The sequence below is a fragment of the Bradyrhizobium sp. ISRA430 genome (assembly GCF_029909975.1).
In the GTDB taxonomy this organism is placed as follows: domain Bacteria; phylum Pseudomonadota; class Alphaproteobacteria; order Rhizobiales; family Xanthobacteraceae; genus Bradyrhizobium.
Window position 1 is genome coordinate 5,746,997 of record NZ_CP094516.1, and the last position, 25,103, is coordinate 5,772,099.

Below are 25,103 nucleotides of genomic sequence, written 5' to 3' on the forward strand. Positions count from 1 at the left end.
GATGCGCGTGATGCGCTCTGGCTGACGCCCGCCGGCCGATGTTCCGGCCGTCTCAGCGGAGCGATAACCGCAAGGCCCGGCGTTTGATCCTATTTTCGCAAAGCGATAAGCGGAGCACCGCCCTGACTGCGGCGGAGGAACCGGTCTCAGGCAGCCGCCGCCTGCTCCGAAAGCAATTGCTTCAGCTTTGAGGCCGGCACTGCCGGGCTGAACAGCCAGCACCGTCGCTCGCGCAATGTTGGCAAATGACTCCGTTGCGGACTTCGAGCCGAAGTACCACGTGCCCCGCCTGGCGTGGGGATCGCTGGCATGCCAATGTAGTGTCGTGCCGAACCTGCAGGAGTTCAACATGCGAACGAATATAGTGGGAGCACTTTGCGCCGTCGCGGTAATCGCGAGCGCAAACGCTGCTGTAAAGGAACAGCCGGTCACGTATACGGACGGCGAGACCACGATGAAAGGCTTCGTCGTCTACGATGACGCGATCCAAGCGAAACGGCCTGGGATCGTGATGGTGCATGAATGGTGGGGCATCACCGATCACATTCATAACGAGGCGCGAAAATTCGCGCAGCAGGGTTACGCTGCATTCATTGCGGATATGTACGGCGACGGCAAGACCGCCGACAACCCAAAGGACGCCGGCGCGCTCTCGGGATCAGTGACGAAGAACCCGAAGGTGATGGAGCAGCGCTTCAACGCCGCGTGGCAGCAACTCGCCAAGCAGCCCTCAGTCAATCCCCAACGGATCGGCGCCGTTGGTTACTGCTTCGGCGGCGCGGTGGTGCTGAACATGGCGCGCGCCGGCGCTGATCTCGCCGCCATCGCGGGCTTTCACGCATCACTTGGTCTCAACACCCCCGCACCGGCGCCGGGAGCCGTCAAAGCGAAAATCCTTATTCTGAACGGCGCGGACGATCCGTTCGCGAAGCGTGAGCAGTATGATGCGCTCAAGAAAGATTTCGACGCAGCGAAGGCCGATTATCGGATCATCGAGTATCCCGGTGCTGTGCACGCGTTCACGAACCCCGAAGCCACCGAACTCGGCAAGAAGTTCAACTTGCCGCTCAGATACGACGCCAAAGCTGATCAGGAAGCGAAGGCCGAAGCAGCCAAGTTCTTTGCCGCAAGCCTTCAAAAATAAGCAAGAAAGGTCCCACATCGTGACTCTTTCTCTCTGTGGCTGGTTTAGCCGCGGGATAAACAGGGCTGCAATGTCGCGCTAGCACTTTGTGGCGGACGAGATGGCGGAACGTGAGTCCGCTCTTGACCCAAAAGCTGACCCTGCATTGAGGTCGAGCCAATGTCGGCTTGTGACCCCAACTGAGACATTGCTGCTGATCGCGGCCGTCGCCACTCGGTCCTGGCTCTGAGTTGTCAAATATGGTTTGGTAGCCAACCGCACATTGCATGGAGCTGGCTATGACAGTTCATCGTGCTTTGTTGATGCTCTTCATCGCAGTTGCGTGTTGGTTCTTGGTGGCGATGCTTGGGGGACAGCTCGCCGCTCAGCACAGTCCGGAGGGCGTCCGCTGCAAACCTATTGCCGAGCGTACGGGCGAGCTTGGCTGCTGGATCATCATAGACAAACCGCTCGGACAGCTGGGAAAGTCCGAGATGTTTTGGCACCTCTATTCTTATCCGACGCGTTCAGACGCAGAACGCGCGAAAGGAGCAGGTGGAGAAGTGATCGAGTCCTTCGGCAAAGTCTGGTTGCTCAGCATCGAAGAAAAGGGCTGGCGAGCTGCCGGCGGTGATCGCATTGCCGAAATCGGCCCACTTCCGATAAATGCGAGGGAGGCGTACTCGGCGCAGTACATGGAGGCTATCTTTACGCCCGGTATGACCGCTCCTGCCCATATCCATTCGGGACCGGAGGCCTGGTACACGTTGAGCGGCGAAACGTGTTTGGAGACTCCGCTTGGGAAGCAGATCGGGCGCGCAGGGGGCGACTATGTGATCGTACCAGGCGGACCGCCAATGCACCTTACCGCGACGGGCACCGAGACGCGTCGCGCATTGGTATTGATTCTCCATCAAACGTCCATGCCGCCCACCACCCTTGTGCACGATTGGACGCCGACGGGACTTTGCAAGCAGTAAAGCCCTTTCGGAGTGTCCTGCGTGCGTGCAAGAGGGCTTATCAGTTGCGGTGATCGTCATTCGCGAAGAAAAGTGACTTCCGGTGTTGGCGGCCCTTAGCCGAACTGGGGCTGAGGCATCTGCAAAGTCGGCTATGAGAGGCAGAGCGGACGTGGGGCCGGAGACGCTTCGACGGCCGCTGACCCGGAGCAGGCCTTTTCACGCAGCCCGCCGACCGCCGGCTTTTGACCCCAGCCGGCCTTAGACTATTTTTTCGGAGTCGCGAACCGTTTCTCATTTTCCAAGCCTCTAAGTCTCTAGGGTCGTCAGAAACGACGCTACAAAGGCGCGAGGTTGCTATGCTGTACAAGAAGAACGTGGCTGGATGGGAAAGTTGGGTCCGGCTCTTGGCTGGGGCAATTATGATTGCTTGTGGGCTACTAGGTCTTAAAGGTATGCCCGTTGGATACCTGATCGCCGGTGTCGGGGTCCTGACCGCGCTTACAGGCGTTTTCGGATACTGCCCGGCGTGCGCAGTAGCAGGTCGAAAGCTGCGCGCCGAACCATGAGCACACCTTTTTCATCGCCGAGCATGATGGAAGCGGCAATAGGCGGGGACGCTGACGCCATCCTGACGCTGCTCAAAATGTCGCAGCCCGACATACGCCGGTACGCGCGAAGAACCTGCCGCACGACAAGCGATGTGGAAGACGCGGTTCAGGAAACGTTATGGATCGTGTACAGTCGCATTGGTCGTCTCCAACGTGCCGGAGCCTTTTCCCTCTGGCTCTTTCGGATAGTTCATCGAACCTGCTTAAGATTGGCAAAGCAGCATTTAGGCCTTCCTGATGACGTCTCTTCCTTGGAAAATGACCTGCAGCTTTCGAAGAGGCCAGAATCAGAACTTCGCATCGATATAGCTGCCGCGATCCAGTCGCTGCCGAGCCACTACCGGCAGGTGCTCATTTTTCGGGATGTGGACGAAATGACGATTAGCGAAATAGCGCAATCGCTGGAGCTAACCCGAGAAACTGTGAAGGCTCGACTGCATCGCGGTCGAGCGCTCGTGCGTGAATATATGATGCGCTGAGGAGTAAGAATGTTCGCCAGCAGTTCACTCACCGAGCACCTTATCCGAGGTCTTGTTGGTATTGGAGCTCTCTCGACGGCAGTGTGGGTCGGGACAGACGCAGGTTGGCCTGCAGTACTAGGTTCCGTCACTCTGGGGCTAGTATCATTGATATCTTTTCGAGGATGCCCGGTCTGCTGGTCTATAGGCTTGTTTTCGATGGCACGCCGGTCGTTGACCTCGCTGTAATCGGGTTCACTTCTGCTTTTGGCCCGACGCGGCTGTTCAGCACTGCAAGGACTAACGTCCGCTGTCCGGGGGCACAGCGGACCTATCGCGGACGGTGCCCCACTGCTGGGTGTGACCCAGAGGAGACATTTGCGGTCCGAGTGCCAGCTCTGCGTGCGGGCCCTTGCGACTCACCCGCTGGCCGTCGCCATGTTCCACTAGGCCTGCATCGGGCCTTGATCCGGCGCATTTTGCTGCGTCGTGGCGCGAATGCTGTTCGGCGGTGCCCACCAGGGCCACTGGGTGATGTCCGGCCTCCGCAACGGTCTGCCCTGCTTCAAGACCCGCCGCTAGCGCCCGCTACCCTAGGCGCCTAAACTGTCCTCTATCCATCCGGAGCTAAGCATGGCCACGGAGCGCCTAGAGCGACGGCTCACAGCCATCCTCGCCGCCGATGTCGCGGGCTACTCCAGGCTGACCAGCATGGACGAGGAGGGCACGCACCTTCAGCTGAAGGAACATCTGCGTGTCCTCGTCGATCCCAAGATCAGCGAATACCGTGGACACGTTGTCAAGAACACCGGCGACGGAATGTTGGCTGAGTTCAGCAGCGTCGTCGACGCCGTCCGTTGCGCCATCGACGTTCAGCGCGGCATGGCGCAACGCAATGCCAGCCTACCTCAGGAAAGGAGAATCGAGTTCCGCATTGGTATCAATGTTGGGGATGTCATCATCGATGGCGGTGACATTTTCGGTGATGGAGTGAACGTAGCGGTCCGTCTGGAAGGGATAGCGGAGCCGGGCGGCATCTGCGTTTCGGCCCGTGTTCAGGAGTACGTGCGGGGCCAATTCGAGATTCCCTTCGAGGACGTAGGCGAGCAGCGGCTCAAGAACATTGCTAGGCCAGTGCGTGCGTATGCGGTCAGGATTGGTACGCGGGCGTCGCTTGCCCCAAAGAGCGGCATGCCCGCCGTACCGAGCGCGCCACGTCTTTCTATGGTCGTATTGCCGTTTGCCAATCTCAGCAGCGATCCAGGGCAAGATTATTTCGTAGATGGCATCACCGAGGACCTTACCACAGAGCTATCGCGGCTAGCCGGCTCCTTCGTGATCGCACACAGCACCGCCTTTGCCTTCAAGGGCAAGTCGGTGGACGTAAAGCGCGTCGCGCGCGAACTCGGTGTTCGCTACGTGGTTGAAGGCAACGTCCGAAGGGCGGGTCAGCGCGTACGGGTTGGTATCCAGCTGATCAACGCCGAAACCGGTGCTCATCTGTGGGCTGATCGGTTCGATCGGGAAATCTCGGAGCTGTTCGAGCTACAGGATGCAATCACCATCGAGCTCGCGCACGCGCTCGACGTGCAGCTTATCGAAGCCGAGAGCCGTCGCAGCGAGCGTTCGACAGACCCAGATGCAGGCGACCTGGTAATGCGCGCTCGCGCGCGCCTCTACCATGGCGTGTCTCGCGCGAGCCTTGTCGCGGCTATTCAGTATTACAGAGAGGCGTTGCAACTTGCCCCCGACGACGTTTCGGCTTTGGCAGAGTTGGCGGATGTTCTCGCAAGCAACATCGCGAGCTTGTGGAGTGAAGCGCCCCACGAAGAGTTTCGTGAGGCTAAGGCCTTAGCTGTGCGGGCTCTGGAACTTGATCCGTCTGACGCGTACTGCCACCATGTCGTGGGCGTCGTGCTTTCTCTAAGTGGGCGTTTCCAGGAAGCCATAGACGAATTCGAAGCAGCGATCCGGCTCAATCCGAATTTGCACTTTGCGCACTCTGGCCTTGGTTTTGCGAAGACTCTCTCGGGTCTCGGTGAGGAGGCGCTGCAGCATTTCGCTCACTTCATCCGTCTCAGTCCGCGCGACCCGTTTTTGTTCAGAGGATACTACGGCATTGGCTTGGTTCAGTTTCTACTCGGTGACGATGTCCGAGCGATTGAAATGCTGCACAAGGCAACTGGCTTGAGCCCTCACTACTCGCTGGCTCACCTCTGTCTCGCGGCCGCTCACGGCATCCAGGGGCGCGTCGATGAGGCGAGCGCCGCACTTGCCAACTATCTGCGGACCAGCCCGTCCGCCAGGACGATCTCCGCAATACAATTGCTTCGACCATCGAAGAATCCGTCTTACCTTGCCCAGTGCGAAAGACTGTACGAAGGGCTGCGTAAGGCGGGGATGCCGGAGAGGTGAGCGCGTCCCTTGGGGAACAGCTGTTGAATCGTGCGGAAGCGTGCAAAATAATCACACAGGGTTTGCACGACGCAGGAGACGCCCGCTTATGGCCCGAAGCGGCCGGTGGGAGAGGGGCAGAGCATGTCCGCTCTGCCCGCCTAGTTCGGACGTCGACTTGCTCTGCTATTGCAAGCGCGTCGTCCACTTCAATGCCGAGGTAGCGCACGGTGCTCTCGATCTTGGTGTGCCCCAACAGAAGCTGAACGGCCCGCAGGTTGCCGGTACGGCGGTAGATCAAAGTAGCCTTGGTTCGTCGCAGCGAGTGCGTACCGAACATATGCGGGTCTAGTCCTATTCCCGCGAGCCAACCAGATAGTAGCCGGGCGTATTGCCGCGTGGTCAGCCCTCGATCCAGGTCCCCGGACTCCGCGGCGGCGGAAATGACCCATTGCCGACTTGGCTTGTGCGCCCATCAAGCCGGTCGCTGGCCCGAGCCAATTTTGAATGCGATAGGTAGGTTCAGCCCGTCGGCTGATCTGTAGACGCTGGCGCAACGTTCGAACGCGGTTCGGATCAGGTCTTGAGTCGCCTGATCTTGCTGCCTAATGACAGCGCCGGTCAGAACGAGACTGCCTAACCCGCCTCGCCAAAGGGTCTCCGTATCGGGAACGAAGTAGGTTGCAGTGTGTTCTGTGACCTTCACCTCCGTGAGGCCAGCTCCGTTTAGCAACCGGAGGAATTCGCCCGAGTTGGAATAGCGAAACACATCGTGGCCCTGTGGCACGTCCAGTGGGGCCGATACGCCAATCTCGGCAATGGCGTCACGGAAGATGCCTTGAATACGTTGGCGCGATGGTTCATCCCACCACGAAAATGCAATACGTCCGCCGGGCGATAAAGTTCGAACGCACTCTGCGACAGCAAGTTCTGGCCGGGGAAAATGTCCAAGACCGAAAGCGCAGACGACTGCGTCGAACGTATGATCAGGAAATGGGAGATGTTCTACGTCAGCCTCACGATATTCGATCGTGGGGTACAGCCGCTGCGCCAGTTCTATCATGCGCGGCGACAAATCAACGCCGACCGAGCGCGCGCCGCGATTTGCGGCTTCGGCTGTAAGGACACCCGGCCCGCTCGCGACATCCAGCAGACGCATGCCGGAGTGCAACCGCACGTCGTCGAAAAGAGGGGCGGTAGCTAGAGCGGTCACCGCCGCAAAAAATTCGTGATAGCTCTTTGCCAAAGCATCATGACCTTGGCGTTCGAAGGCCCGCAGTCGTTCCGCCTCGCTGCTCGACAGTTCTGCTGGAGACACAATCATTCCCCCCTAGACGCAAGACCGCTCAACAATAACAGCTCTCGGGGAACGGCAACATCCTAGATGTCCGGATGTGGCCCTTCTCCGAAGCATCGGCTCGCCCCGTCAAGGTCCAGATACTGGAGTACAGCGGACTCGATTTGCTCACGTTGAGTTCTTCGCATTCTGACCCATTTCGGACCTTGGCTGCTTTCGGGCTGCGACTCACGCGTCAGCTCGGGAGATCATTCTTCCGGCAGTCCTACCGGTCGGAGAATGTCGCAATAACGCGTTCGGTCGGCCGCGTAAATTAATGGGGACGCTCGCTCCACCCATGCTACTGAGTATTCGGGCTGGAGGTCCCGCGCCTTCGCCACGGCTTCTCGCGCCTCCTCCAGATGCCCCAGCATCGCGGCCGAGAGCGCCAGCCCGCGCCAAGAGCCCGTGACTTCGGGGTTCTGGCGCACCGCGCGGCGTCCCCAATCGAGGCCTGCCGCGTAGTCCCCGGCCATGAAGTGTGCGAAAGCTCGGATGCTGGCGAAGGCCGCAAAGTTCGGATCGTGTGGGCTGAGGCGCATCGCCCTTTCAAGGGAGCCGACAGCCTCAGCTCCCTTTGCACCGTAAGCCAGCACCAGCCCAAGAAAGGCGTGGCCCAACGCGAAGTTCGGATTCAAGTCGAGTGCCGCGCGCAGCTCCTCGACGGCTTCCTCGTGCTCGCGCCGGAGCATATGAGAGAACCCAAATGCGAGGCGTGCCCAAGGGTCGTTGCGGTCGATCGCCACTGCAGCGCGGGCCCGCTCAGTAGCCGGTGCCAGTACAGCAGCGAGCCCGCCCCCAAAAGCCTGCGCGTTCCAGAGGCTGAGCCATGCGTGAAGACCAAGCGCGCGTGCATAGGATGGGTCGAGCCGCAGCGCCGCCGATAAAAAATCGAGCGCCGTTTCATTGTCGCTCCGAGTCCATCGCCACATGAACGGCAGCGCGCGAATGACGCAGTCCCAAGCATCGAAGTGGCTTGGCGGCGTCTGTTGTAGGCGCGCGCTCTCGGCAGCGTAGAGCTGCGGCTCAACCGCAGTGACGATGCTTGCGGTGACCTCGTCCTGGAGAGCAAAGAGGTCTGGCAGTGCTCGTTCGTAGCGCTCTACCCAAATTTCGCGTCCGGTCCCCGCGTCGGCGAGCTGGACCCCGATCCGCACGCGTTCGCCGGCCCTTCGGACGCTGCCCTCAAGGACGTAGCGCACGCCAAGCTCGCGACCAATCTGCGTCACGCCGACTGTCCTGCCCTTGTAGGTGAACGCCGAACCCCGAGCAATGACGAAGAAGCCGCGCAGCCGCGCCAGTGCGGTTGTGATCTCCTCGGCAATTCCATCTGCAAAATACTCTTGGCTCGGATCCCCGCTCAGGTTTTGGAATGGCAGAACAGCAATTGATGGCTTGTCGGGGAGCGCCAGCGTAGGCAGTGGCTTGGCTTCCACGCCTTCCAACCGAACGCGGTACACACGCACCGGCCAAGCGATATTCTTTAGTCGATGCTCGCCTGTATCCTCGAATGCAAGGTCCAATTTGCTCCGCGCATCCTCCTGCACTCGAGCCGACACACAGATGCCGCCCGGGAGCGCGAGCGTCTCCAGCCGTGCGGCGATGTTCACGCCATCGCCATAGATGTCATTTTCTTCAATAATAACGTCGCCCACGTTGATGCCGACGCGAAACTCAATCCGCTTATCTTGAGGCACTTCGGAATTGCGCGCGGCCATACCGCGCTGAACTTCGACAGCACAACGCAACGCATCCACGACACTGCTGAACTGCGCCAGCATGCCATCGCCGGTGTTTTTAACAACCCGTCCGCGGTGTTCGACGATTTTGGGCTCGACGAGCGTGCGAAGATGGTCCTTCAACTGGACGTGTGTGGCCTCCTCGTCGACGCCCATGAGCCGGCTGTAGCCGGCGACATCAGCTGCGAGAATGGCGGAGAGCCGTCGCTCCAAGCGCTCGCCAGCCAAAGCACACCTCCGGGTACGCGTAGGCAGTTTACTCCTCCGGTTGCGGTCGCCAAGGGGGACTGACGGATTTGGACGCCCGCCGCATGCCGGTACCGCGAGGGCGGCCCTTTCCGCGACGGATTAATGACCATCCGCGGCAGCACCGCTATATGTCCGCTTCTGGGCCCAGACCAGACGAGCTGAAGGGACAGGCCGAAGTCTGCTTCCTAACACAGGATGCGGACACAGCTTATCGAGGCTTCGGGACGAGTACGCGCGCTAAGCCGCCGCAGCCTGCGCCGACAGTAACTGCTTCAATTTCGCTGCAGGCACCGCCGGGCTGAACAGCCAGCCCTGCATCTGGCTGCACCCGAGCTGTCGCAGCACTTCGCGCTGCGCCTCGGTCTCGACGCCTTCGGCCGTCGTCGCCATGTGCCGGGCCGCGGCCATGTGCACCACCGCCTGGACGATCGGGGAGGAATCCTCAGGCTCGCCGATGTCGCTGATGAAGCTGCGGTCGATCTTGATCTTGTCGAAGGGGAAGCGGTGCAGGTAGCTCAGTGACGAATAGCCGGTGCCGAAATCGTCGAGGGCAATGCGCACGCCGAGCTCGCGGAGCTGCTGCAGGATCGTCAGCGCCTCCTCGTCGTCGCGGATGAGAACGGTTTCGGTGATCTCGAGCTCGAGCCGTCCCGGCGCGAGGCCCGACTCCCCGATCGCGGCTGCGACCTTCAGTGCGAGCGTCTTGGATCGGAACTGCACCGGCGAGACGTTGACCGCGACGTGGATCTGGCCGGGCCAGGCGGCGGCTTCGGTGCAGGCCTGCTTCAGCACCCATTCGCCGATCTCGCCGATCAAGCCGGTGTCCTCGGCGACTGGAATGAACTCCGCCGGAGAGACCATGCCGCGCTCCGGATGGCGCCAGCGCAGCAGCGCTTCGCAGCCCGTCACCACATCGGCGGCGAGATCGACCAGCGGCTGGTAGTGCACCTCGAACTCGCCGCGCGCGAGCGCCTGCCTCAAGTCGAGCTCGAGCTGCCGCCGCTGCCTCGCCTTGGCATCGTATTCCGGCACGAAGAAGCGGAACGTGCGGCGGCCTTCGGTTTTCGCCGCATACATCGCGAGGTCGGCGCGCTTGAGCAGGTCGTCGAGATTGTCGCCGTGGTCGGGCGCGATCGCGATCCCGATGCTGGCGTCGGTCGGAATCTCCTGGCCTTTGCAGTCCACGGGCGTGCGCAGCGACTTCAGGATCTGCTCCGCCAGCGCGGTCAGCTCGGCCTGATCGTTGGTGCCGGCCTTGATAATGGCGAATTCGTCGCCCCCCAGCCGTGCGACGAGGTCGTTGCCGCTGACGCAGGCGCGCAGGCGGTTCGCGACCTGACGCAACAGCTCGTCGCCGACCTCGTGGCCGAGCGAGTCGTTGACGCCCTTGAATTCGTCGACGTCGATGTAGAGGATCGCGAACGGCTTGCCCGCGGCAAGCTCCGCCACGCGGCGCTCCAGATGCCCGCGCATCAGCACGCGGTTCGGCAGGTCGGTCAGCGCGTCGTAATGCGCCATATGCGCGATGCGCTCGTCGGCGCGGATGCGCTCGGTGACGTCGTCATGGGTCGCGAGCCAGCCGCCGGCGGCGCCGGGCTGATTCTTGATCTCGATCAGGCGGCCGTCGGCGGTTTCCACGATGGCGCTCTGGGTGCGCTCGACGTGATTCAAAATGCCGTCGCAATAGGAATCGACGTCGCCGTGGAACGAGCCGGTGTCGTAGCGATGCTGGATCACGTCGCGGAAATAAGCGCCCGGCTTCACGACGTCGGCCGACAGCCGGTACATCTCGATGTAACGCCGGTTGCAGACGATGAGCCGCTCGTCCTGATCGAACATCAGCAGGCCCTGCGTCATGGTGTTCATCGCGGTATCGAGCCGCTGCTTCTCCACCGATAGCCTGTTCGTCATCTGGCGGAAGATCAGGTACAGCGTGAGCACGAGAAGCCCGACGGACAGCACCGCGACGGTGACGAAGAATTTGGTCTGCGTGCGCCAGGTGGCGAGCGTGGCGTCCAGCGACTTGGTCGCGACCACGACCAGCGGCTCGCCGGTCAATAGACGCGAAGCGACGATGCGGTCCTTGCCGTCGATCGGGCTTGCGAGCTGCGTCGTGACGAAGGTGCGCTCGAATACGGCCATCTGCTCGGGCGGACCCTTGCGGTAGTTCTGCCCGATCATTGCATCGACATGCGGAATGCGCGCGAAGAGCTGGCCGTTCTGGTGGTGCATCGCGATCGAGGATTCCTCGCCGAGCCCGGTCGACGCGAAGAACGATTCGAGCTGCTCCGGCGTGATCGCACGCGAGACCAGGCCGAGGAATTCGTCGTGCGGGCCGGACACGCGCCGCGCGAATACGATCGCCGGCCCGTTGCCGAACCGTCCCGGCACCACCTCGACCTCCTCCTGCGAAGCGGGGTCATTCTTGAGTCGATTGAAATAGCCGCGATCGGCGATCGAGATCTCGGCGACCGGCCAGCGCTTCGACGAGTTGATCAGCACGCCGCTCGAATCGAACACGTTGGCGCCGGCGACGTCGGTCCAGCCGCTGGCCTTGCTGCGCAGCACCTCGTGTACGGCGAGCGTGCCCATCTCGCTGCGGAACACGTCCGCGGAATCGATGCCATGGCTTTCGAGTTCGGCGATGATGCTCTTCTGGAGCACCGCGAAATCCTCGAACTCGCGGTCGAAATGCCGGGCGAGCAGCCGCACCGCACTCTCGAGGTTGTCGCGGCCGCTTTCGATCGCGTTCTGGCGGAAGCGGTCGACGGTGAGCGCGGTCCCGATCGCGGTCGCCGCCATCAGCACGAAGCCACCGACGATCAGCCATGTCAGCGGCGCCCCGCGCCAACGGCGGAACACCGCGCGCATGCGCGCGGTCCATCGGATTGATGTGCCCATGCAGCCCTCCCCTGGGATGCAAGATGCAGCAAAACCGACAAGACCCCGTTACCAGTGACGGTTAGGAAAATATGAATCGGAGCGGAATCAGAGGGTTGGTTTCGCTGTCCGGCGGAACGCCAGTCCGTAGAGTGGATTACGCTTCGCCACCCCACCCTCGCGTCCTACTTTGCATGGGGTTGTTTTCGAGATTTTTTGGTGAGAGCGGGGTCGGCGCGGGGAGAGGCATTGCGAATCGCTGCTGAAGCGGAAGCCGGCCGGATAGTCCTGCTCCGGCTTCAACTCCGTCATCTGCTCGCCGCCCAGACCTGCCACTTGATGTCGTCGTCCGGCGTCCCCTTCTTGTACTCCTCGAGCTTGGTCGCTCCGTCGGGCGAGGTGAAGGCGAGCTCGGCGTCGTCGGTGAGGGTAAAGCCCGGCGGCGGGCCGGACGCGGAGAGCGCCGGCGGAACGGTGAGGCTCACGGCAAAAGCAAAGGCGATCGCTCGTCGGCGCGCAGGATGGCAAAGTGCGTTCACGGAAAAAATTCCTCAAATGAATGTGGCGGTGAGCTCGCTGGTTTCACATCGCCGGCACGCTCCCGGTTCACGCGCTACCCGGCGGTATCGAGGCGAAAAATCTTGCTGGCGCGCTCAAATCGGCGCAGGTTTATGCCTGTGGCTGATTTGCGACCAAGGCTGGGTTGTGTCGATGATAACGGCGTCAAAAGCGTTCATTGCGTTCTGCGTTCTGGCGGTGCTCGGAACCGCGCTCGTGATCGGTCCGGCCGAGCTGCGTCGCCTGTTGCCGGGCACCAGCGCCGCCAAGCCGGAAGCGAGGGCCGAGGTCGAGGTGGTCCTGCCCAAAGCCGAAGCGAAGCCGGAAACCAAGCCCGAGGCTAAACCCGAGCCGAAGCTTGCCGACGCCGCGCCATCCGCGCCCGCGCCCGCCGCGTCCAAGCCCCCCGGCGCCCTGGCTGAGACCCAGACCCAGGCAACGGCCGCGCTCACCGATCTCGCACCGGTCAAGGCACCGCCGGCCGCGGCCGAGGCCGGCCCTCGCTTCGACGTCGCGCGCATCGACGATCACGGCGAGGCGGCAGTGATCGCAGGCCAGGCCGCGCCGGGCGCAAAGGTCGAGCTGCTGCGCGATGGCCAGCCGCTCGACACCGTGGTTGCCGATGCTTCCGGCCAGTTCGTCATGACCCCGCCGCAGCTTCCCGCCGGTTCCTATGAGCTGACCCTGCGCGCCAAAGCGCCCGACGGCACCGTCACACAATCGGGCCGCAGCGTGCCGGTGACGATCGCCGAAGCCGCGCCGCCGCCGGCGCGCCTGGCATCCGCGCGTCCCGACGCAGCACCTGCCGGCAGGCCTGAGACCAAGCCGGATCAGAAGCAGGACATCGTTGCCGCCTTGCCCTCCGTCGCGCCGCGACTTGGCTCGACGCCGGATCGGCCGGTGGTCCACCAGAGAATGATGGGCGCGGTAAAGCCCAGGGTCATGGCCAGGGCCACGGCCGCGGACATCGTGGCCGGCGCGCCCTCGGAGCCCGGCACAAGCCGGGTGATCTCCCGTGGCGACAGCCTGTGGGCCATCAGTCGACTCGCTTACGGCGACGGCTCCCGCTACGCGCTGATCTTCAACGCCAACCGCGCCAAGATCCACAACCCCAATTTGATCTATCCCGGCCAGACTTTTGTCTTGCCGCAAAAGATGAAGTGACGTCAGCGCGTCTTGCGGCCGCGTTCTGCCGCGGAGCTGCGACGCATCTCCTCTCCCTCGCGCGTGCCATGATGCCACCGCCTTGGTTTGACAAAGCGACCGGACGCTCAACGTGCGCGTTGCGACGCTTTGACTCCCGCGCAGCCGGAACCTTTGGTTCCCCAGCGCGTCATTACGGGGCGATGCAGTGCGTGCTTGGCGCGGGAGGAGGGCCAAGTGGTCATGTCGAGATCACGCATGGGACTGGCGATGGCCGGCGCGACCCTGGTGATTCTGGCAGTGCTGCTGCCGAACACGGCGGAGGCACAGTTTGGTCTGCGCGGCGGACCGCTGGGCGTCGCTCGCTTCGCCGTCGGCCACGTGCTCGGCTTGTCGCGCCTGCGCCATGCCCGCATGGCGGTTCGGAGCGGCCGCGACCGTACCGCGGCGCTGAGGTCGCATGACCCGCGCGGCGCTGAGCCTGGCCAACCCGCCAACCCCTACGCCTTGCGGGCTGCGCTCACCGCGCAAGCGGCGCTGTCGGGCTGGCATGGCGGCCGCCGTCCGCAAGGCTGGTGGCGCCATCCCGACGGCAGCTACGGCTGGGCCGGCCCGGTGTTCTGGCCGTTCGCGCATGACGATATCACCACTGCGATCATCTTCGGCGACCAGACCAGCCTCTCGCTTTATGGCTATGGCGACATCTACGCCGCGATCTTCGCGCCTTATGCATCGGCCGAGCTCGTCGCATACACCGAGCCCCAGGGACGTCGTGCGCGCAAAGTCCCGACGGCGCAAAATATCTGCGATGCCAGCGACACCGGCGGTCTTCCGCTCGACCGCATCGTTGCCGCCGTGCAGCCGAACGAAGCGCAGCGCGCGGCGCTCGACGCGCTCGCGACCGCCTGGACCGCGGCGCGCGATACCATCCGCGCCGCCTGCCCGGTGCAGGCGCCCGCGAATGCGGCCGAGCGCCTCGGCCTGATGCAGACCCGCCTCGAGGCGATGATCAAGGCGACGGACGGCGCCGCGCCGGCGCTTGAAAAATTCTACGGTCTGCTCGGCGACGAGCAGAAGGCAAGGTTCAACGTGCTCGGCAAGGACAGCCGTGCTGCGGGCCGCGGCAAGGACATGCCGGCGGCTTGCCAGGCCGGCGCTGAGCCGCAATATGACGAGCAGGCGCAGCGCCAGTACGAGCAGCTCGTGAAGCAGCAATGGCCCGCGGAGGACATCGCCTCCACCTTGCGTCTCGATGACAACGGTCGCGCCCGGCTCGACGTACTCCAGGACACCGCGCTGCGGACCATGCAGACGTTGAGCGCATGCCCGCCGCCGGCCGCGCTCACGCCTCAAGCCCGCCTTATGGCGGTGAAGGCGCGCCTCGAAGCTATGCTGCAGGCGGTCAAAGGCGTGAGCGACGCGCTCGACGATTTCGAGGCGGATCTCAGCGACGAGCAGAAGGCGCAGTTCGAGGCGATGGGGCCGAAGCGCGGGGCGTAAGCGTTTTCGCTGTGCCGACTCTCGCTGCCTCTTGCGCGCTCAACTGTCATCGCCCGCGACCCGGCTACGCCAAGGCTTCGCCGGGGCTGCGGTCCAGGGGCGCCGAAGCTTTAGCGTAGGCGTCAAGCGGGCGATCCAGTGTTCCAGAGGCAGTGGTTATTCATCGAGAGGCCGCGGCGTACTGGATGCCCCGGTCAAGCCGGGGCATGACAGCGGAGGTATCTGGCGCGCGCCTGTGATCACATCCTCCGCCGCGCCGCGGACGCGTCCACCACGTTCTTGACTTCCTCGCGCCAGGACAAAATCTCCATCGCGAGCACGGGGTGGTTAAAACCCTTGAGCTGGAGATCCTCGAGCGCGCGCGCTTCGACCCAAGGTTCGACCATGCCGTAGACGCGGCGGCTCACTACGATCTGGCCGGCCTTGGCTTCGTCGCAGAGGCGCGAGGCGAGGTTGGTGACGCTGCCGATCGCGGCGTATTCCAGGCGCTGCTCGAAGCCGATCTGGCCGAGCGTGGCGTAGCCCATCGCGATGCCCAGGCCGAAGCCGAGCGAGTGGCCGCGGTTCTTCCACTTCTCGGTCAGGGCGCCGATCGCATCGCGCATCTCGACGGCCATCTTCACTGCGCGCTTGGTGTGGTCGGCGAATTGAATCGGAGCGTTGAACAGGATCATCACGCCGTCACCGGCAAAGCGATCGAGGGTGCCCTCGTAACGGAAGATCAGCTCGCCGAGCGCGGCGTGATACTCGCGCAGCACGTTCATCGCTTCTTCCGGCTCGGTTGCCTCGGTGAAGGAGGTGAAGCCGCGCAGATCGCAGAACACCACGGTCACCTCGCGGCGATGGCTGTCGAGCAACGCGTCGTGACCGTCTGAGGAGGCGATGAGCTGGGCGACCTGCGGGGCGAGGAAGCGTTCGAGGCGCTTGATGCGGCCGATCTCGCCGAGCTGCTTCTCGACGCGTTCCTCGAGCGAGCGGTTCCAGTTGCGAAGCTGCTCGGTCTGCTCCTGAAGCTTCGCCGCCTGCTGCTGCACGGTTTCGTGCGCAGCCGCAAGCTCGCGGCCCTTGTGATCGACTTCGGTGAACAGGCGCGCATTGCGCATCGCCAGCACGGCCTGGTTGGCAAAGGTCCGCATCAGGCCGGTAAGGCTGCCGGCGAACTCGCCGCGCGCGCGGCGCAGCACCACCAGCGAGCCGAGGATGCCCTGCTGGTCGATCAGCGGCGCCACCAGCACGGAATGGAAGCCGGCATTGATCGCGACGTCGCGCAGCGGCTGCTCGGCGGCGTGGTCGAGATCGGCCAGCGCGATCGGCTCGCCGCTTGCCGCGGCATCGCTCAGGATGTTCGCGCCTTCGTCGATGGTGACATGCGCGCCCTCGGCGGACTTGTCGATGCCGTCGGCCTCGATGAGGTCAAACTGCCGCTTGCTGGCATCATAGCCGTAGATCAGCACCGCATCGGCATGGGTAATCTCGAGTGCGCGCGCTGCGATGGTCGGCAGCACGGCATTGAGATCGAGCGAAGAGGCGACCGCGCGGCCGACCTCTTCCAGCACCTTAAGCTCGTTGATCGACCGCGCGAGGTCGCGCGTGCGCTCGTCGACCTTGGTCTCCAAGCCCGAATAGGTCTCCTGGAGCTGGCCGGCCATGCGGTTGAACTGGCCGGCAAGCTCCTCCAGCTCGTCGGAGGTGTGCACGTCGATGCGGTGGCTGAAATCGCCCTCGCCGAGCCGGTGCGCGCCGGCTCGCAGCGCGGCAATCGGGATGATCATGCGGCGCGCGAGCAGCGTGCCGGCGAGGATCGCGACCATCAGGCCCATGCCGATCAGGAGCGCGACGCGCACGAGCTGGTCGCGAATTGGCGTCAGCGCCTGCGCAGTCGGCTGCTCGAACAGCACGCTCCAGCCGAGCTTCGGTACGGCGCTTGCGGCGGTCAGCACGGCATGGCCGTTGAAGTCGGTGCCGGACGTATCGGGCTCGCGGCCGGGCGCGATCGCAGCCGCCACATGCGGCAGCTTCGACAGATCCTTGCCGACCTCGGGTCCCCTGGACGACGTCGCCAGCACGCGGCCGCGCGGATCGACCACATAGGCAAAGGCGGCCTTGCCGACCTGCGCGTCGGTGACGAAATCGGAGAGGAAGCCGAGATCGATCTCGGCGACCGTGACGCCGGCGTTGAAACCGGAATGCGCCACAGAGATCGACATGAACGGTGTCCGGCCATCGAAATGGGCCGGTGAATAACTTACGCCACGGGCAACCGTGTCGATGAAGCGCATGTCGCGTGAGAGATCGACATTGCCGCCGGTCGTGGTCGACTGGCGCGAGACGCGCAGCACCTCGCGGCCCTCGCCATTGAGCTGGAAGAGCTGGCTGACGACCGAGACTTGGTGCAGGAGCTGGGCGTAGTCGGCTCTGCGCTTGTCGATGGTGTCCTGGCTCGCGCGGGTGACCCAGCTAATCTGGCGCTCGAGCTCGGAGATCGACTGTTCGATCCGCCGCGACGCCGCTTGCGCCTTGTCCTCCAGCCCGTCGGTCAGCGACGTCTTGGTGGCGCGGTAGGAGATCCAGGTCTCCATCGCGCCGTTGACGGCGAGCACGAACACGACGAGGCCGACGAGGGAGACGACGTATTTCGCGAACAGGCCCTCGCGGAGAAACCCGACCTTGTCTTTCGCCCCTGCCATCCGGATCCTCACGCGCCGCGACCGACGCCGGCGCTATGGGCCGTAGAGGCCCTTTCGGCCTTCTACCACAGTTTGGGCCATGGGGGCCGGTGAGCACGCGTCGTGGTTACCCGCGGTGGACACCATGATCGCCGTCAGGGCGGTGGATTGTTGCAGCAAGTGAGGCGCGCTCTCTCGGGGGAAGCCGCGGAAGGGGCAGCATTGAAGGATGGCTGAAGGTCTCCGCGCCGGCCCCGCCAGTCACCGATTAAAGAGTTGCCGCAGCACGTCGTTCATTGGCTGACTGTCCTGCTGCGCGGCCGGCGGGTCCTCGTGGGCCGGCGGTGTGGGCGATGCCTGCGGCGCCGGCGTATTCGGGCTTGCCGGCAGGCCGCGGCTGGTCCGGCCGGTGCCGGTCCCGCTGGAGAGCCCCTGCTGGATCAGATTGCCGATCGCCTCGCCGAGCGGTCCTCCCAGCAGATTGTTCTGCCCCGGCTGTTGCGCCGGGGGATTGGGGTTGCCGGCCGAGTTGCCGCCGTTGGGCGCGGCGCCGCCGAGACCGAGGCTATCCAGGATGTTGCCGAGCCCGGCGCCGTCAGGGCCGAACAGGCCTTTGCCCATCTCACGCAGCTTAGCATAGGCGGCGTCGGGATTGTCGAGCACGCCGGCCATGTCCGGATAGATCCGCGGCTGCGACCACGAGCCCTGGATCATCACGGGGATGCCGAAGCCGACCGGCTCGGAGGTGCGGCCCTGGCCTTCGGTCGTCATCACCAGCTTCGGCTCGACGCGAAAGCCCATCATCTTGGTGTCGAGTGCGATGGTGCCGGCGCCGGTCACGCGCACCAGCGGTCCGATCAGGTTGAGATCGGTCGTCACCGCCTGGCCCTTGTCGACGCGGAACGAGGCGGAGAGCTGCGACAGGTCCGTGCTCAATTCCTGGCTGTCCTGCCAGCCGGACAGCGTGCCCGTCGTCAGCGAGCGGATCATCTGCGCGACGTTGATGCCGCGGATGGCGCCGTCCTGGAAGTTGGCGAACGCCGTGCCCTGCATGTTCGCCATCAGCGCGCGCTGGCTGGTGCCGGCGCTGCGCAGGGCGAGCTTGGCCTGCAGCTTGCCGTCGAGCCGATCGAAATCGGCAAGTCCCTTCAGCAGCGGCAGGGCGCGCACGCCGACGAGGTCGGAATGCATGGCAAAGCTCGGTGCGCCGCTGGTCGCATCCAGGATCACCTCACCCGAGATATGGCCGTCATAAGCGCCGAGATTGGCGGTGCCGGCTTTCAGCACGCCGCCCGCAAGCTTTGCGTCGAGCGCGAGCGGCGCGAGGCGCGCCTCGCCGATATTGGCCTCATTGGCCGAAATCCTGATCTGCGCATCGACATAGTTGAGCCCGGAGACGTCGATCGGCGCATCGCTCCAGGGCTGGCCGGCTGCGCCCTCGGGCGATTTCGACAGCGGTATGGAAAGCCGCTGGAAGTCGAGATCGACCTTCACCAAAGGCTTGCTCGCAATGTCGACCGAGGCCCAGCCGTTGAAGGCGCCGTCCCCGAGCGCGCCGCTCAGCCCGTTGATCATCACGATCGGCCCATTGAGCCGCATGTCGGCGTGGCCCTTCAGTTGCGAGGTCAGCACTTCGGGCATGTCGATGGCGAAATCCACCGGGATGGTCTGCCGCTCGATCGGCGCCGCCGGCGCGGTCGCCTTGATGTCGAACTTGATCGGGCGATTGCCGGCGCGCGCGGTGCCGGTGAAATCGACCTTGCGGTCGCGGCCGGCGATGGCATCGGCGTTGATGGCGCTGATGCGTCCCTCGACCCGGTCGCGGACACGCGAGAACGCAACTTCGCCATCGGTGATCTTGATGCGGTCGATGGCCGCGCCATCCATGTCCACCGCAACGGCGGCCGGCGTCGACGGCGGATTGGTATTCGGCAGGCGCTCGCGCAGCAGCGGCTGGTAGAGCACCGGATGGGTGATGATGAGCTCACTGATCTTCGGCCGGCCCGACCACACGCTGGACAGCGTCATGTCGGCTTGCACGCTGTCGACCGTCAGGCGCGTGATGCCGCTGCGGTCCTTCGGATCCTGAAGCGTGAGGTCGTTCAGCGTCACGTTCAGCGTGGGCCACAGGCTGACCTTGGTCGTGCCGTCGATCGACAGGCGATAACCTGTCGCGCTCTCGACGCGCGATGCAATCGTCGATGTCAGGAAGCCCGGGGGGATCCCGACCACGAGGAGAAGCGCGATCACGATGATGACGGCGGCAACCGCCGCCCCGGCGAATTTCACTGCTCTCATGTCGACTTTCCAACGATGGACAAGCGGCACCGAACCCGGTCGGTCGCCCGTCTGCGCGGGAGTTTATCCCGGGACGGGAAGCCGCTCCAAGCGGCCAAAAATAGTCAGGAGGTGCTGCAAAGTTATGTGACTTATGACACACTTATCCGGTGCGGCTTTGACGCGATTCTGATGTTGATGGTTCCAAGGGGTTTGCCAACGGATTGCCAAAGGAATTGATAGGCGAATTGATAAGGGAATTTTGAGATGAGCAAGCAGGCCGAATTTGCGGTCATTCTGAAGATGAACCCGATGTTCGCGGATCTCGGGGCCGACGAACTCCAGAGACTGTCCAACCTCTGCCACACTCAGCTCCTGGCGAACGGCGAGGTCCTGTTCCAGAAGGGCGATCCTGGCGATGCGCTGTTCGGCGTGCGCCGCGGGCAGATCCGCATCGAGACCGGCGCCGCCGACGGCAGCCGGCTTACGCTGAATTTCATGGGCCCCGGCGATCTGTTCGGCGAGGTCGCGGTGCTGGACGGCCAGAATCGCACGGCGGACGCGACGGCCGGCGAAGCCAGTGAGCTGTTCGTGCTGCGGCGCGAGGATTTTCTCGCCTTCCTCGAGCGCGAGCCGAAGGTCGCGATCAAGCTCATCGCGTTGCTCTGCCAGCGCATCCGCTGGCAGAGCGAGCGCATGGAGGAATCCATGCTGCAGCCGCTGCCGGTGCGGCTCGCGCGGCGGCTCTGCGCGCTCGCCGCCGATTTCGGCTCCGAGGTGCACATCTCGCAGGAGCAGCTCGGCATCTTCGTCGGCGCCGCACGCGAAAGCGTCAACCGCCAGCTTCAGGCCTGGCGCAAGGACGCGATCCTCGATCTCCAGCGTGGCCGCATTCTCCTGAAGAACATGACGAGGCTGACGTCGATCGCGCGGAATGAGTAGCCAGAGCGAGCCTGGTCCTCCATCTACTCCGCCGGATGCGCGACCTTCTTCGACGCGTGCGCTGCTTCCGCCGGCGCGGCGCCGGGGGGCGAAGCCGCGTGTTGATCCGCGGTCTCGGCATCCTCGCTGTGCACGATCAGCCGCTTGCCGAAGCGCCAGAACAGGACGCCGATGTCGTCCATCACCATGAACATCGCCGGCACGAACACCAGCGACAGGATGGTGGAGAACAAGAGGCCGCCGATCACCGCGAGCGCCATCGGCGAGCGGAATTCGCCGCCGGCGCCGACCGCGAGCGCGCTCGGCGTCATGCCGGCGACCATCGCGATCGTGGTCATCACGATCGGGCGGGCGCGCTTCATGCCGGCGTCGATCATCGCGTCTTCGCGCGTCTTGCCGGCGTGGATCGCCTCGATCGCGAACTCTACCAGCATGATCGCGTTCTTGGTCACGATGCCCATCAGCATCAGGATGCCGATCCAGACCGGCGTGGTGAGCTGCTTGCCGGTGACGAGCAGCGCGGCGATCGCGCCGCCGATCGACAGCGGCAGCGAGAACAGGATGGTTATCGGTTGCAGGAAGGTGCCGAACAGCAGCACCAGCACCGCATAGACCATCATCAGGCCCGCGGTGATCGCGGTGGCAAAGCCGTCGGACAGTTCGTTCAGGCTCTCGGCGTCGCCGGACGGTGAGACCTTCACGCCCTTCGGCAGGCTCTTCATCACCGGCAGCTCGTAGATCTTCTTGGTGGCATCGCCCAGCGCCGCAGAGCCGACGAGATCGGCGGCGACGGTCGCCTGGCGTTCACGGTCGTAGCGGTTGATGCTGGTCGGGCCTTGGTCGAGCTTGACGTCGGCGATGACCGAGAGCGGCACGCCGCCCTTTTCGCCGTGCTCGCCGAGCGGCACGCGGAGCTGTTCGAGCGTCTTGAGATTGCCGCGCGCGGCGTCCTCGAGCTGCACGCGGATCGGCACCAGGCGGTCGCCGACGTCGAACTTGGCGAGCGCGGGGCCGACGTCGCCGATGGTCGCGACGCGGATCGTCTGCGACAGGCTTTCGGTCGAGACGCCGAGGCGCGCGGCGAGGTCGGCGCGCGGCTCGATGCGCAGCTCCGGCCGCTCCAGCGCGGTCTCCGAGATCACGTTGGAGATGGTCGGAATCCGCTTTATCTGCGTCGCGAGCTCGCTTGCGACGTTGTTGACGATGTTGGCGTCGACGCCGGTCACGACCAGCGAGATTGCGCGCAGGCCGTTCTCGTCCAGGAACCAGAAGCGGATGTCGGGGATGTTCTCGAGCTCCTGGCTGATCGAGAATTCGAGCTCGCGCTGGGTGATGTCGCGTTCGGTCTTGGGCGTATAGTTGATGATCAGGGCGGCGCGGCGCACCTCCTGCGTCCCCGGCGGGACACGGCCGCCGTCGACGAAGATGCTCTTCACCTCCGGACGCTTGCGCAGGCGCGCGACGATGTCTTCGGTGACCTTCTCGGTGTAGGCGAGCTGGGTGCCGGGCGGCAATTCGATCGCGAGCAGCGAGCGCGCACTGTCCTGCGCGGGCAGGAAGCCCTGCGGCAGCAGCGTGATGCTCCAGATCGATGCGGCGAAGATGGCAAAGCCGATCACCACGGTGATGAAATAGTGCTTCACCGACCAGGCCACGATCTTGTGGTAGGTGCGCAGCACGCGGCCCGGCGGCGGCTCCGCGTGATTGTGGTGCTTGAGGAAGTAGGCCGCCAGCATCGGCGTGACGAAGCGCGCCGCCAGCAGCGAGAAGAACACCTGCACCGAGACGGTGATGCCGAATTGCTTGAAGAACTGGCCGGCGATGCCCGACATGAAGCTCGCCGGCGCGAAGATCGCGATGATGGTGAGCGAGATCGCGATCACCGCGAGGCCGATTTCATCAGCGGCTTCGAGTGCTGCACGATAAGGCGATTTGCCCATGTTCATGTGCCGCACGATGTTCTCGATCTCGACGATGGCATCGTCGACCAGAATACCCGTCGACAGCGTGATGGCGAGGAAGCTGACGAGGTTAAGCGAGAAACCGAGGATGTCCATCGCCCAGAACGCCGGGAAGATCGACAGCGGCAGCGAGATCGCGGCGATGATGGTGGCGCGCAGGTCGCGCAGGAACAACAGCACGATGATGACGGCGAGGATCGCGCCTTCGAACAGGGTCGAGATCGCCGCCTCGTAATTGCCCTTGGTGTATTCGACCGAGGTGTCGATCAGCTTGAGGTCGACGTCCGGATAGGCGGCCTTGAGCACGTCGATGCGCTTCTGCACGGCGGCGGCGACCACGACGTCGCTGGCGCCCTTGGAGCGCTTGATGCCGAGTGCCACGACCGGCTCGCCGTTGAAGCGGGCGAAGGTGCGGCGGTCGGCGATGGTGTCGGTGACGGTACCGAGATCGTCGAGCCGGACCTCGCCGCCGCCGAACAGCGGGATCATGGTGCCGGTGAGATCGCCCAGCGTCTTGGCGCCGGCAAGCGTGCGGATCGCCTGGTCATTCTTGCCGATCTCGGCCCGGCCGCCGGCGACGTCGACATTGGTGCCGCGCAAGCTCTGGCTGACATTGACGGCAGTCAGCCCCATCGCCTGCAGGCGGTCGGGATCGAGCGAGACCAGGATCTCGCGCTCGACACCGCCGATGCGCTCGACCTGGGCGACGCCGCGCACGCCCTGCAGCGCGCGCTTGACCACGTCGTCGACGAAATAGGAAAGCTGCTCCGGCGTCTTGCCGGGCGAGATCGCGGCGTAGGTGACGATCGGCAGGCCGATCACGTCGACGCGCTGGATCAGCGGCTCGGTGACGTTCTGCGGCAGGTTGGAGCGCACGCGCGTGACGGCGTCCTTGACGTCGTTGAGCGCGCGGTCGGTGTTGGTCTCGAGCGCGAACTGGATCGTGGTGACCGACAGGCCGTCGGTGATCGACGAGGTGATGTGCCGCACACCCTCGACGCCGGAGACCGCGTCTTCAACCGTCTTGGTGACCTGGGACTCAAGCTCGGCGGGCGCCGCGCCAAACTGCGATACCGCGACCGAGATCACGGGAATATCGGCCGAGGGCAGCCGCGTCACCGCAAGCTTGGTGAAGGAGACCCAGCCGAGGATCAGGAGGATGATCGAAAAGACGACCGACGGCAGCGGATTGCGGATCGACCATGCCGAAATATTGAGAGCCATCAGCGTACTCGCGATCGATCGATTTCATCGGCGAAGACAGTCTTGATCTGGTCGCCGTCATGCAGCGAAGAGCCGGCGTCGGCCACGACGATTTCGCCGACGTCGAGCCCTTCCAGGATTTCCGTCGAGCTGTCGGACGTCAGTCCGACCCGCACCTTGCGCGTCTCGACCGTATTGCCTTTGACCACCTGGACGGTGAGATGGTCAATGGCGGTCTTGGGAACCGCAACGCCGCAGCTTCGCTTGGCGTCGATCGAGGCGCGGGCGAACATGCCGACCTTCAGCGACGGATTGTTGGTGACGCTGATGCGGACGCGCCCGAGCTGGGTGGCGCGGTCGATTTCGGGCGACACCAGCCGGACCCGTCCGATCAGATCGGGCGCGTCGTCGCGGCTGATCCGCACGGTGGCGCCGGGGCTGAGCTTGGGCATGTGCACGGCCGGAACCTGCGCGTCGAGCTCGATCTCGCCGTTGACGGCGATGCGGAACATCGGACCCGCCTGCGGCGAGGCCGGCGCACCGACGATGGTGCGGACTTCGGTGACGAGACCCGGCGCCGGCGCCTTCAACGAGATCGGGCCTTGCTGACCTGGCCGTGCCGGCTGGCCCGGAATCTGCGGCGGCGCCGTCAGGCGCGCCAGCTCCTGGTTGTCGGTGACAACGGCGCCTTCCGTGACGAAGACATCGGTGACCCTGGATCCCTCCTGGTCGGCCACGACCACGGCTTCGCGTCGCGGCACGAAGAAGCCGGTCACCCGCACCAGATCGGAGAAGCAGGCGTTGGTCGCCTTCGTCACGACGACGAGCGCCTGGTTCGGCGTTTCCTTCACTTCGGGACGATGCCGATGCTCGAACAAGTAATAGCCGACGCCGAGCGCAATGATGAGCGCCACGGTTGCGGCAGGCTTGAGATATTCGGTGGCCTTCATCGCCGGATCATCCTGGCCTGGCTCACGGCCGTCCGCACGAGGCCTGCTGAGAGCGTTTCCCTGAAACAAAGCGGCGTCCCGCAAGGCTGCGGGACGCGCTCCGAAGGCGAGACTTTACACCACATCACGACGGATCACTTCGAGAATTGCGTCG

The 25,103-nt window shown here is 64.1% G+C and carries 16 protein-coding genes and 1 pseudogene; 8 read left to right on the forward strand and 9 right to left on the reverse strand.

What is annotated here, in order from left to right; all coding sequences use genetic code 11:
* Positions 1–454: 454 nt before the first annotated feature.
* From MTX21_RS27310 to MTX21_RS27330, 5 genes are all read left to right on the forward strand, one after another.
* Entirely contained in the window at positions 455–1,144 is a 690-nt protein-coding gene (locus MTX21_RS27310; RefSeq protein ID WP_280967753.1) for a dienelactone hydrolase family protein, read from the forward strand.
* A gap of 278 nt (positions 1,145–1,422) precedes the next feature.
* Positions 1,423–2,103, forward strand: a complete 681-nt coding sequence (locus MTX21_RS27315) for a hypothetical protein (RefSeq protein WP_280967754.1) — start codon at positions 1,423–1,425, stop codon at positions 2,101–2,103.
* A gap of 338 nt (positions 2,104–2,441) precedes the next feature.
* Positions 2,442–2,651: a DUF2892 domain-containing protein gene (locus tag MTX21_RS27320; RefSeq protein WP_130220676.1), complete on the forward strand. Its 210-nt coding sequence runs from the start codon at positions 2,442–2,444 to the stop codon at positions 2,649–2,651.
* Positions 2,648–3,172 carry a sigma-70 family RNA polymerase sigma factor gene (locus tag MTX21_RS27325; protein WP_280967755.1) on the forward strand — a complete coding sequence of 175 codons (525 nt, stop codon included), beginning with the start codon at positions 2,648–2,650 and terminating at the stop codon, positions 3,170–3,172. The genes MTX21_RS27320 and MTX21_RS27325 overlap by 4 nt, the downstream gene beginning before the upstream one ends.
* Positions 3,173–3,784: 612 nt before the next feature.
* A complete protein-coding gene (locus tag MTX21_RS27330; protein WP_280967756.1) occupies positions 3,785–5,566 on the forward strand; it encodes a tetratricopeptide repeat protein in 1,782 nt (593 codons plus the stop codon).
* Between the two features lie 148 nt (positions 5,567–5,714).
* On the opposite strand, the pseudogene MTX21_RS27335 reads toward MTX21_RS27330, so the two are convergent.
* The 5 genes and pseudogenes from MTX21_RS27335 to MTX21_RS27355 form a co-directional block, all read right to left on the reverse strand.
* Positions 5,715–5,996 (reverse strand): annotated as a pseudogene (locus MTX21_RS27335) (tyrosine-type recombinase/integrase); the annotation flags it as partial.
* A 24-nt stretch (positions 5,997–6,020) separates the two neighbouring features.
* Complete coding sequence (locus tag MTX21_RS27340; protein WP_280967757.1) at positions 6,021–6,863, reverse strand: class I SAM-dependent methyltransferase; 843 nt, start codon at positions 6,861–6,863, stop codon at positions 6,021–6,023.
* 227 nt (positions 6,864–7,090) lie between these two features.
* A complete protein-coding gene (locus MTX21_RS27345; protein ID WP_280967758.1) occupies positions 7,091–8,848 on the reverse strand; it encodes an adenylate/guanylate cyclase domain-containing protein in 1,758 nt (585 codons plus the stop codon).
* 258 nt (positions 8,849–9,106) lie between these two features.
* On the reverse strand, positions 9,107–11,770 hold the full coding sequence (locus tag MTX21_RS27350; protein ID WP_280967759.1) for an EAL domain-containing protein: 2,664 nt from the start codon (positions 11,768–11,770) through the stop codon (positions 9,107–9,109).
* Positions 11,771–12,057: 287 nt separating this feature from the next.
* Positions 12,058–12,288 (reverse strand): hypothetical protein, encoded by a 231-nt coding sequence (locus MTX21_RS27355; RefSeq protein ID WP_341511625.1) that lies wholly within the window; start codon positions 12,286–12,288, stop codon positions 12,058–12,060.
* A 172-nt stretch (positions 12,289–12,460) separates the two neighbouring features.
* Between MTX21_RS27355 and MTX21_RS27360 the strand changes: the two genes are divergently transcribed.
* Complete coding sequence (locus MTX21_RS27360; protein ID WP_280967760.1) at positions 12,461–13,471, forward strand: LysM peptidoglycan-binding domain-containing protein; 1,011 nt, start codon at positions 12,461–12,463, stop codon at positions 13,469–13,471.
* Between the two features lie 222 nt (positions 13,472–13,693).
* Entirely contained in the window at positions 13,694–14,950 is a 1,257-nt protein-coding gene (locus MTX21_RS27365; protein WP_280967761.1) for a Spy/CpxP family protein refolding chaperone, read from the forward strand.
* Between the two features lie 239 nt (positions 14,951–15,189).
* Here MTX21_RS27365 and MTX21_RS27370 read toward each other — a convergent pair whose 3' ends face one another.
* Together MTX21_RS27370 and MTX21_RS27375 are read right to left on the reverse strand one after the other, a co-directional pair.
* Positions 15,190–17,637 (reverse strand): adenylate/guanylate cyclase domain-containing protein, encoded by a 2,448-nt coding sequence (locus MTX21_RS27370; protein WP_280967762.1) that lies wholly within the window; start codon positions 17,635–17,637, stop codon positions 15,190–15,192.
* A 240-nt stretch (positions 17,638–17,877) separates the two neighbouring features.
* Entirely contained in the window at positions 17,878–19,914 is a 2,037-nt protein-coding gene (locus MTX21_RS27375; RefSeq protein ID WP_280967763.1) for an AsmA family protein, read from the reverse strand.
* A gap of 246 nt (positions 19,915–20,160) precedes the next feature.
* Between MTX21_RS27375 and MTX21_RS27380 the strand changes: the two genes are divergently transcribed.
* Entirely contained in the window at positions 20,161–20,835 is a 675-nt protein-coding gene (locus MTX21_RS27380; protein WP_280967764.1) for a Crp/Fnr family transcriptional regulator, read from the forward strand.
* A gap of 23 nt (positions 20,836–20,858) precedes the next feature.
* On the opposite strand, the gene MTX21_RS27385 is transcribed toward MTX21_RS27380, so the two are convergent.
* Positions 20,859–24,020, reverse strand: a complete 3,162-nt coding sequence (locus MTX21_RS27385; protein ID WP_280967765.1) for an efflux RND transporter permease subunit — start codon at positions 24,018–24,020, stop codon at positions 20,859–20,861.
* Complete coding sequence (locus tag MTX21_RS27390; protein WP_280967766.1) at positions 24,020–24,949, reverse strand: efflux RND transporter periplasmic adaptor subunit; 930 nt, start codon at positions 24,947–24,949, stop codon at positions 24,020–24,022. Before MTX21_RS27390 ends, MTX21_RS27385 begins: the two co-directional genes overlap by 1 nt.
* Between the last annotated feature and the right edge of the window lie 154 nt (positions 24,950–25,103).

Excerpts from the sequence above, each read along its gene's own strand:
- MTX21_RS27320 (WP_130220676.1), top strand. The coding sequence starts at position 2,442 with ATGCTGTACAAGAAGAACGTGGCTGGATGGGAAAGTTGGGTCCGGCTC.
- MTX21_RS27325 (WP_280967755.1), top strand. The coding sequence starts at position 2,648 with ATGAGCACACCTTTTTCATCGCCGAGCATGATGGAAGCGGCAATAGGC.
- MTX21_RS27360 (WP_280967760.1), top strand. The coding sequence starts at position 12,461 with ATGATAACGGCGTCAAAAGCGTTCATTGCGTTCTGCGTTCTGGCGGTG.
- MTX21_RS27380 (WP_280967764.1), top strand. The coding sequence starts at position 20,161 with ATGAGCAAGCAGGCCGAATTTGCGGTCATTCTGAAGATGAACCCGATG.
- MTX21_RS27350 (WP_280967759.1), bottom strand. The coding sequence starts at position 11,770 with ATGGGCACATCAATCCGATGGACCGCGCGCATGCGCGCGGTGTTCCGC.
- MTX21_RS27370 (WP_280967762.1), bottom strand. The coding sequence starts at position 17,637 with ATGGCAGGGGCGAAAGACAAGGTCGGGTTTCTCCGCGAGGGCCTGTTC.
- MTX21_RS27365 (WP_280967761.1), top strand. The coding sequence starts at position 13,694 with ATGTCGAGATCACGCATGGGACTGGCGATGGCCGGCGCGACCCTGGTG.
- MTX21_RS27315 (WP_280967754.1), top strand. The coding sequence starts at position 1,423 with ATGACAGTTCATCGTGCTTTGTTGATGCTCTTCATCGCAGTTGCGTGT.
- MTX21_RS27390 (WP_280967766.1), bottom strand. The coding sequence starts at position 24,949 with ATGAAGGCCACCGAATATCTCAAGCCTGCCGCAACCGTGGCGCTCATC.
- MTX21_RS27375 (WP_280967763.1), bottom strand. The coding sequence starts at position 19,914 with ATGAGAGCAGTGAAATTCGCCGGGGCGGCGGTTGCCGCCGTCATCATC.
- MTX21_RS27330 (WP_280967756.1), top strand. The coding sequence starts at position 3,785 with ATGGCCACGGAGCGCCTAGAGCGACGGCTCACAGCCATCCTCGCCGCC.
- MTX21_RS27385 (WP_280967765.1), bottom strand. The coding sequence starts at position 24,020 with ATGGCTCTCAATATTTCGGCATGGTCGATCCGCAATCCGCTGCCGTCG.
- MTX21_RS27310 (WP_280967753.1), top strand. The coding sequence starts at position 455 with ATGAAAGGCTTCGTCGTCTACGATGACGCGATCCAAGCGAAACGGCCT.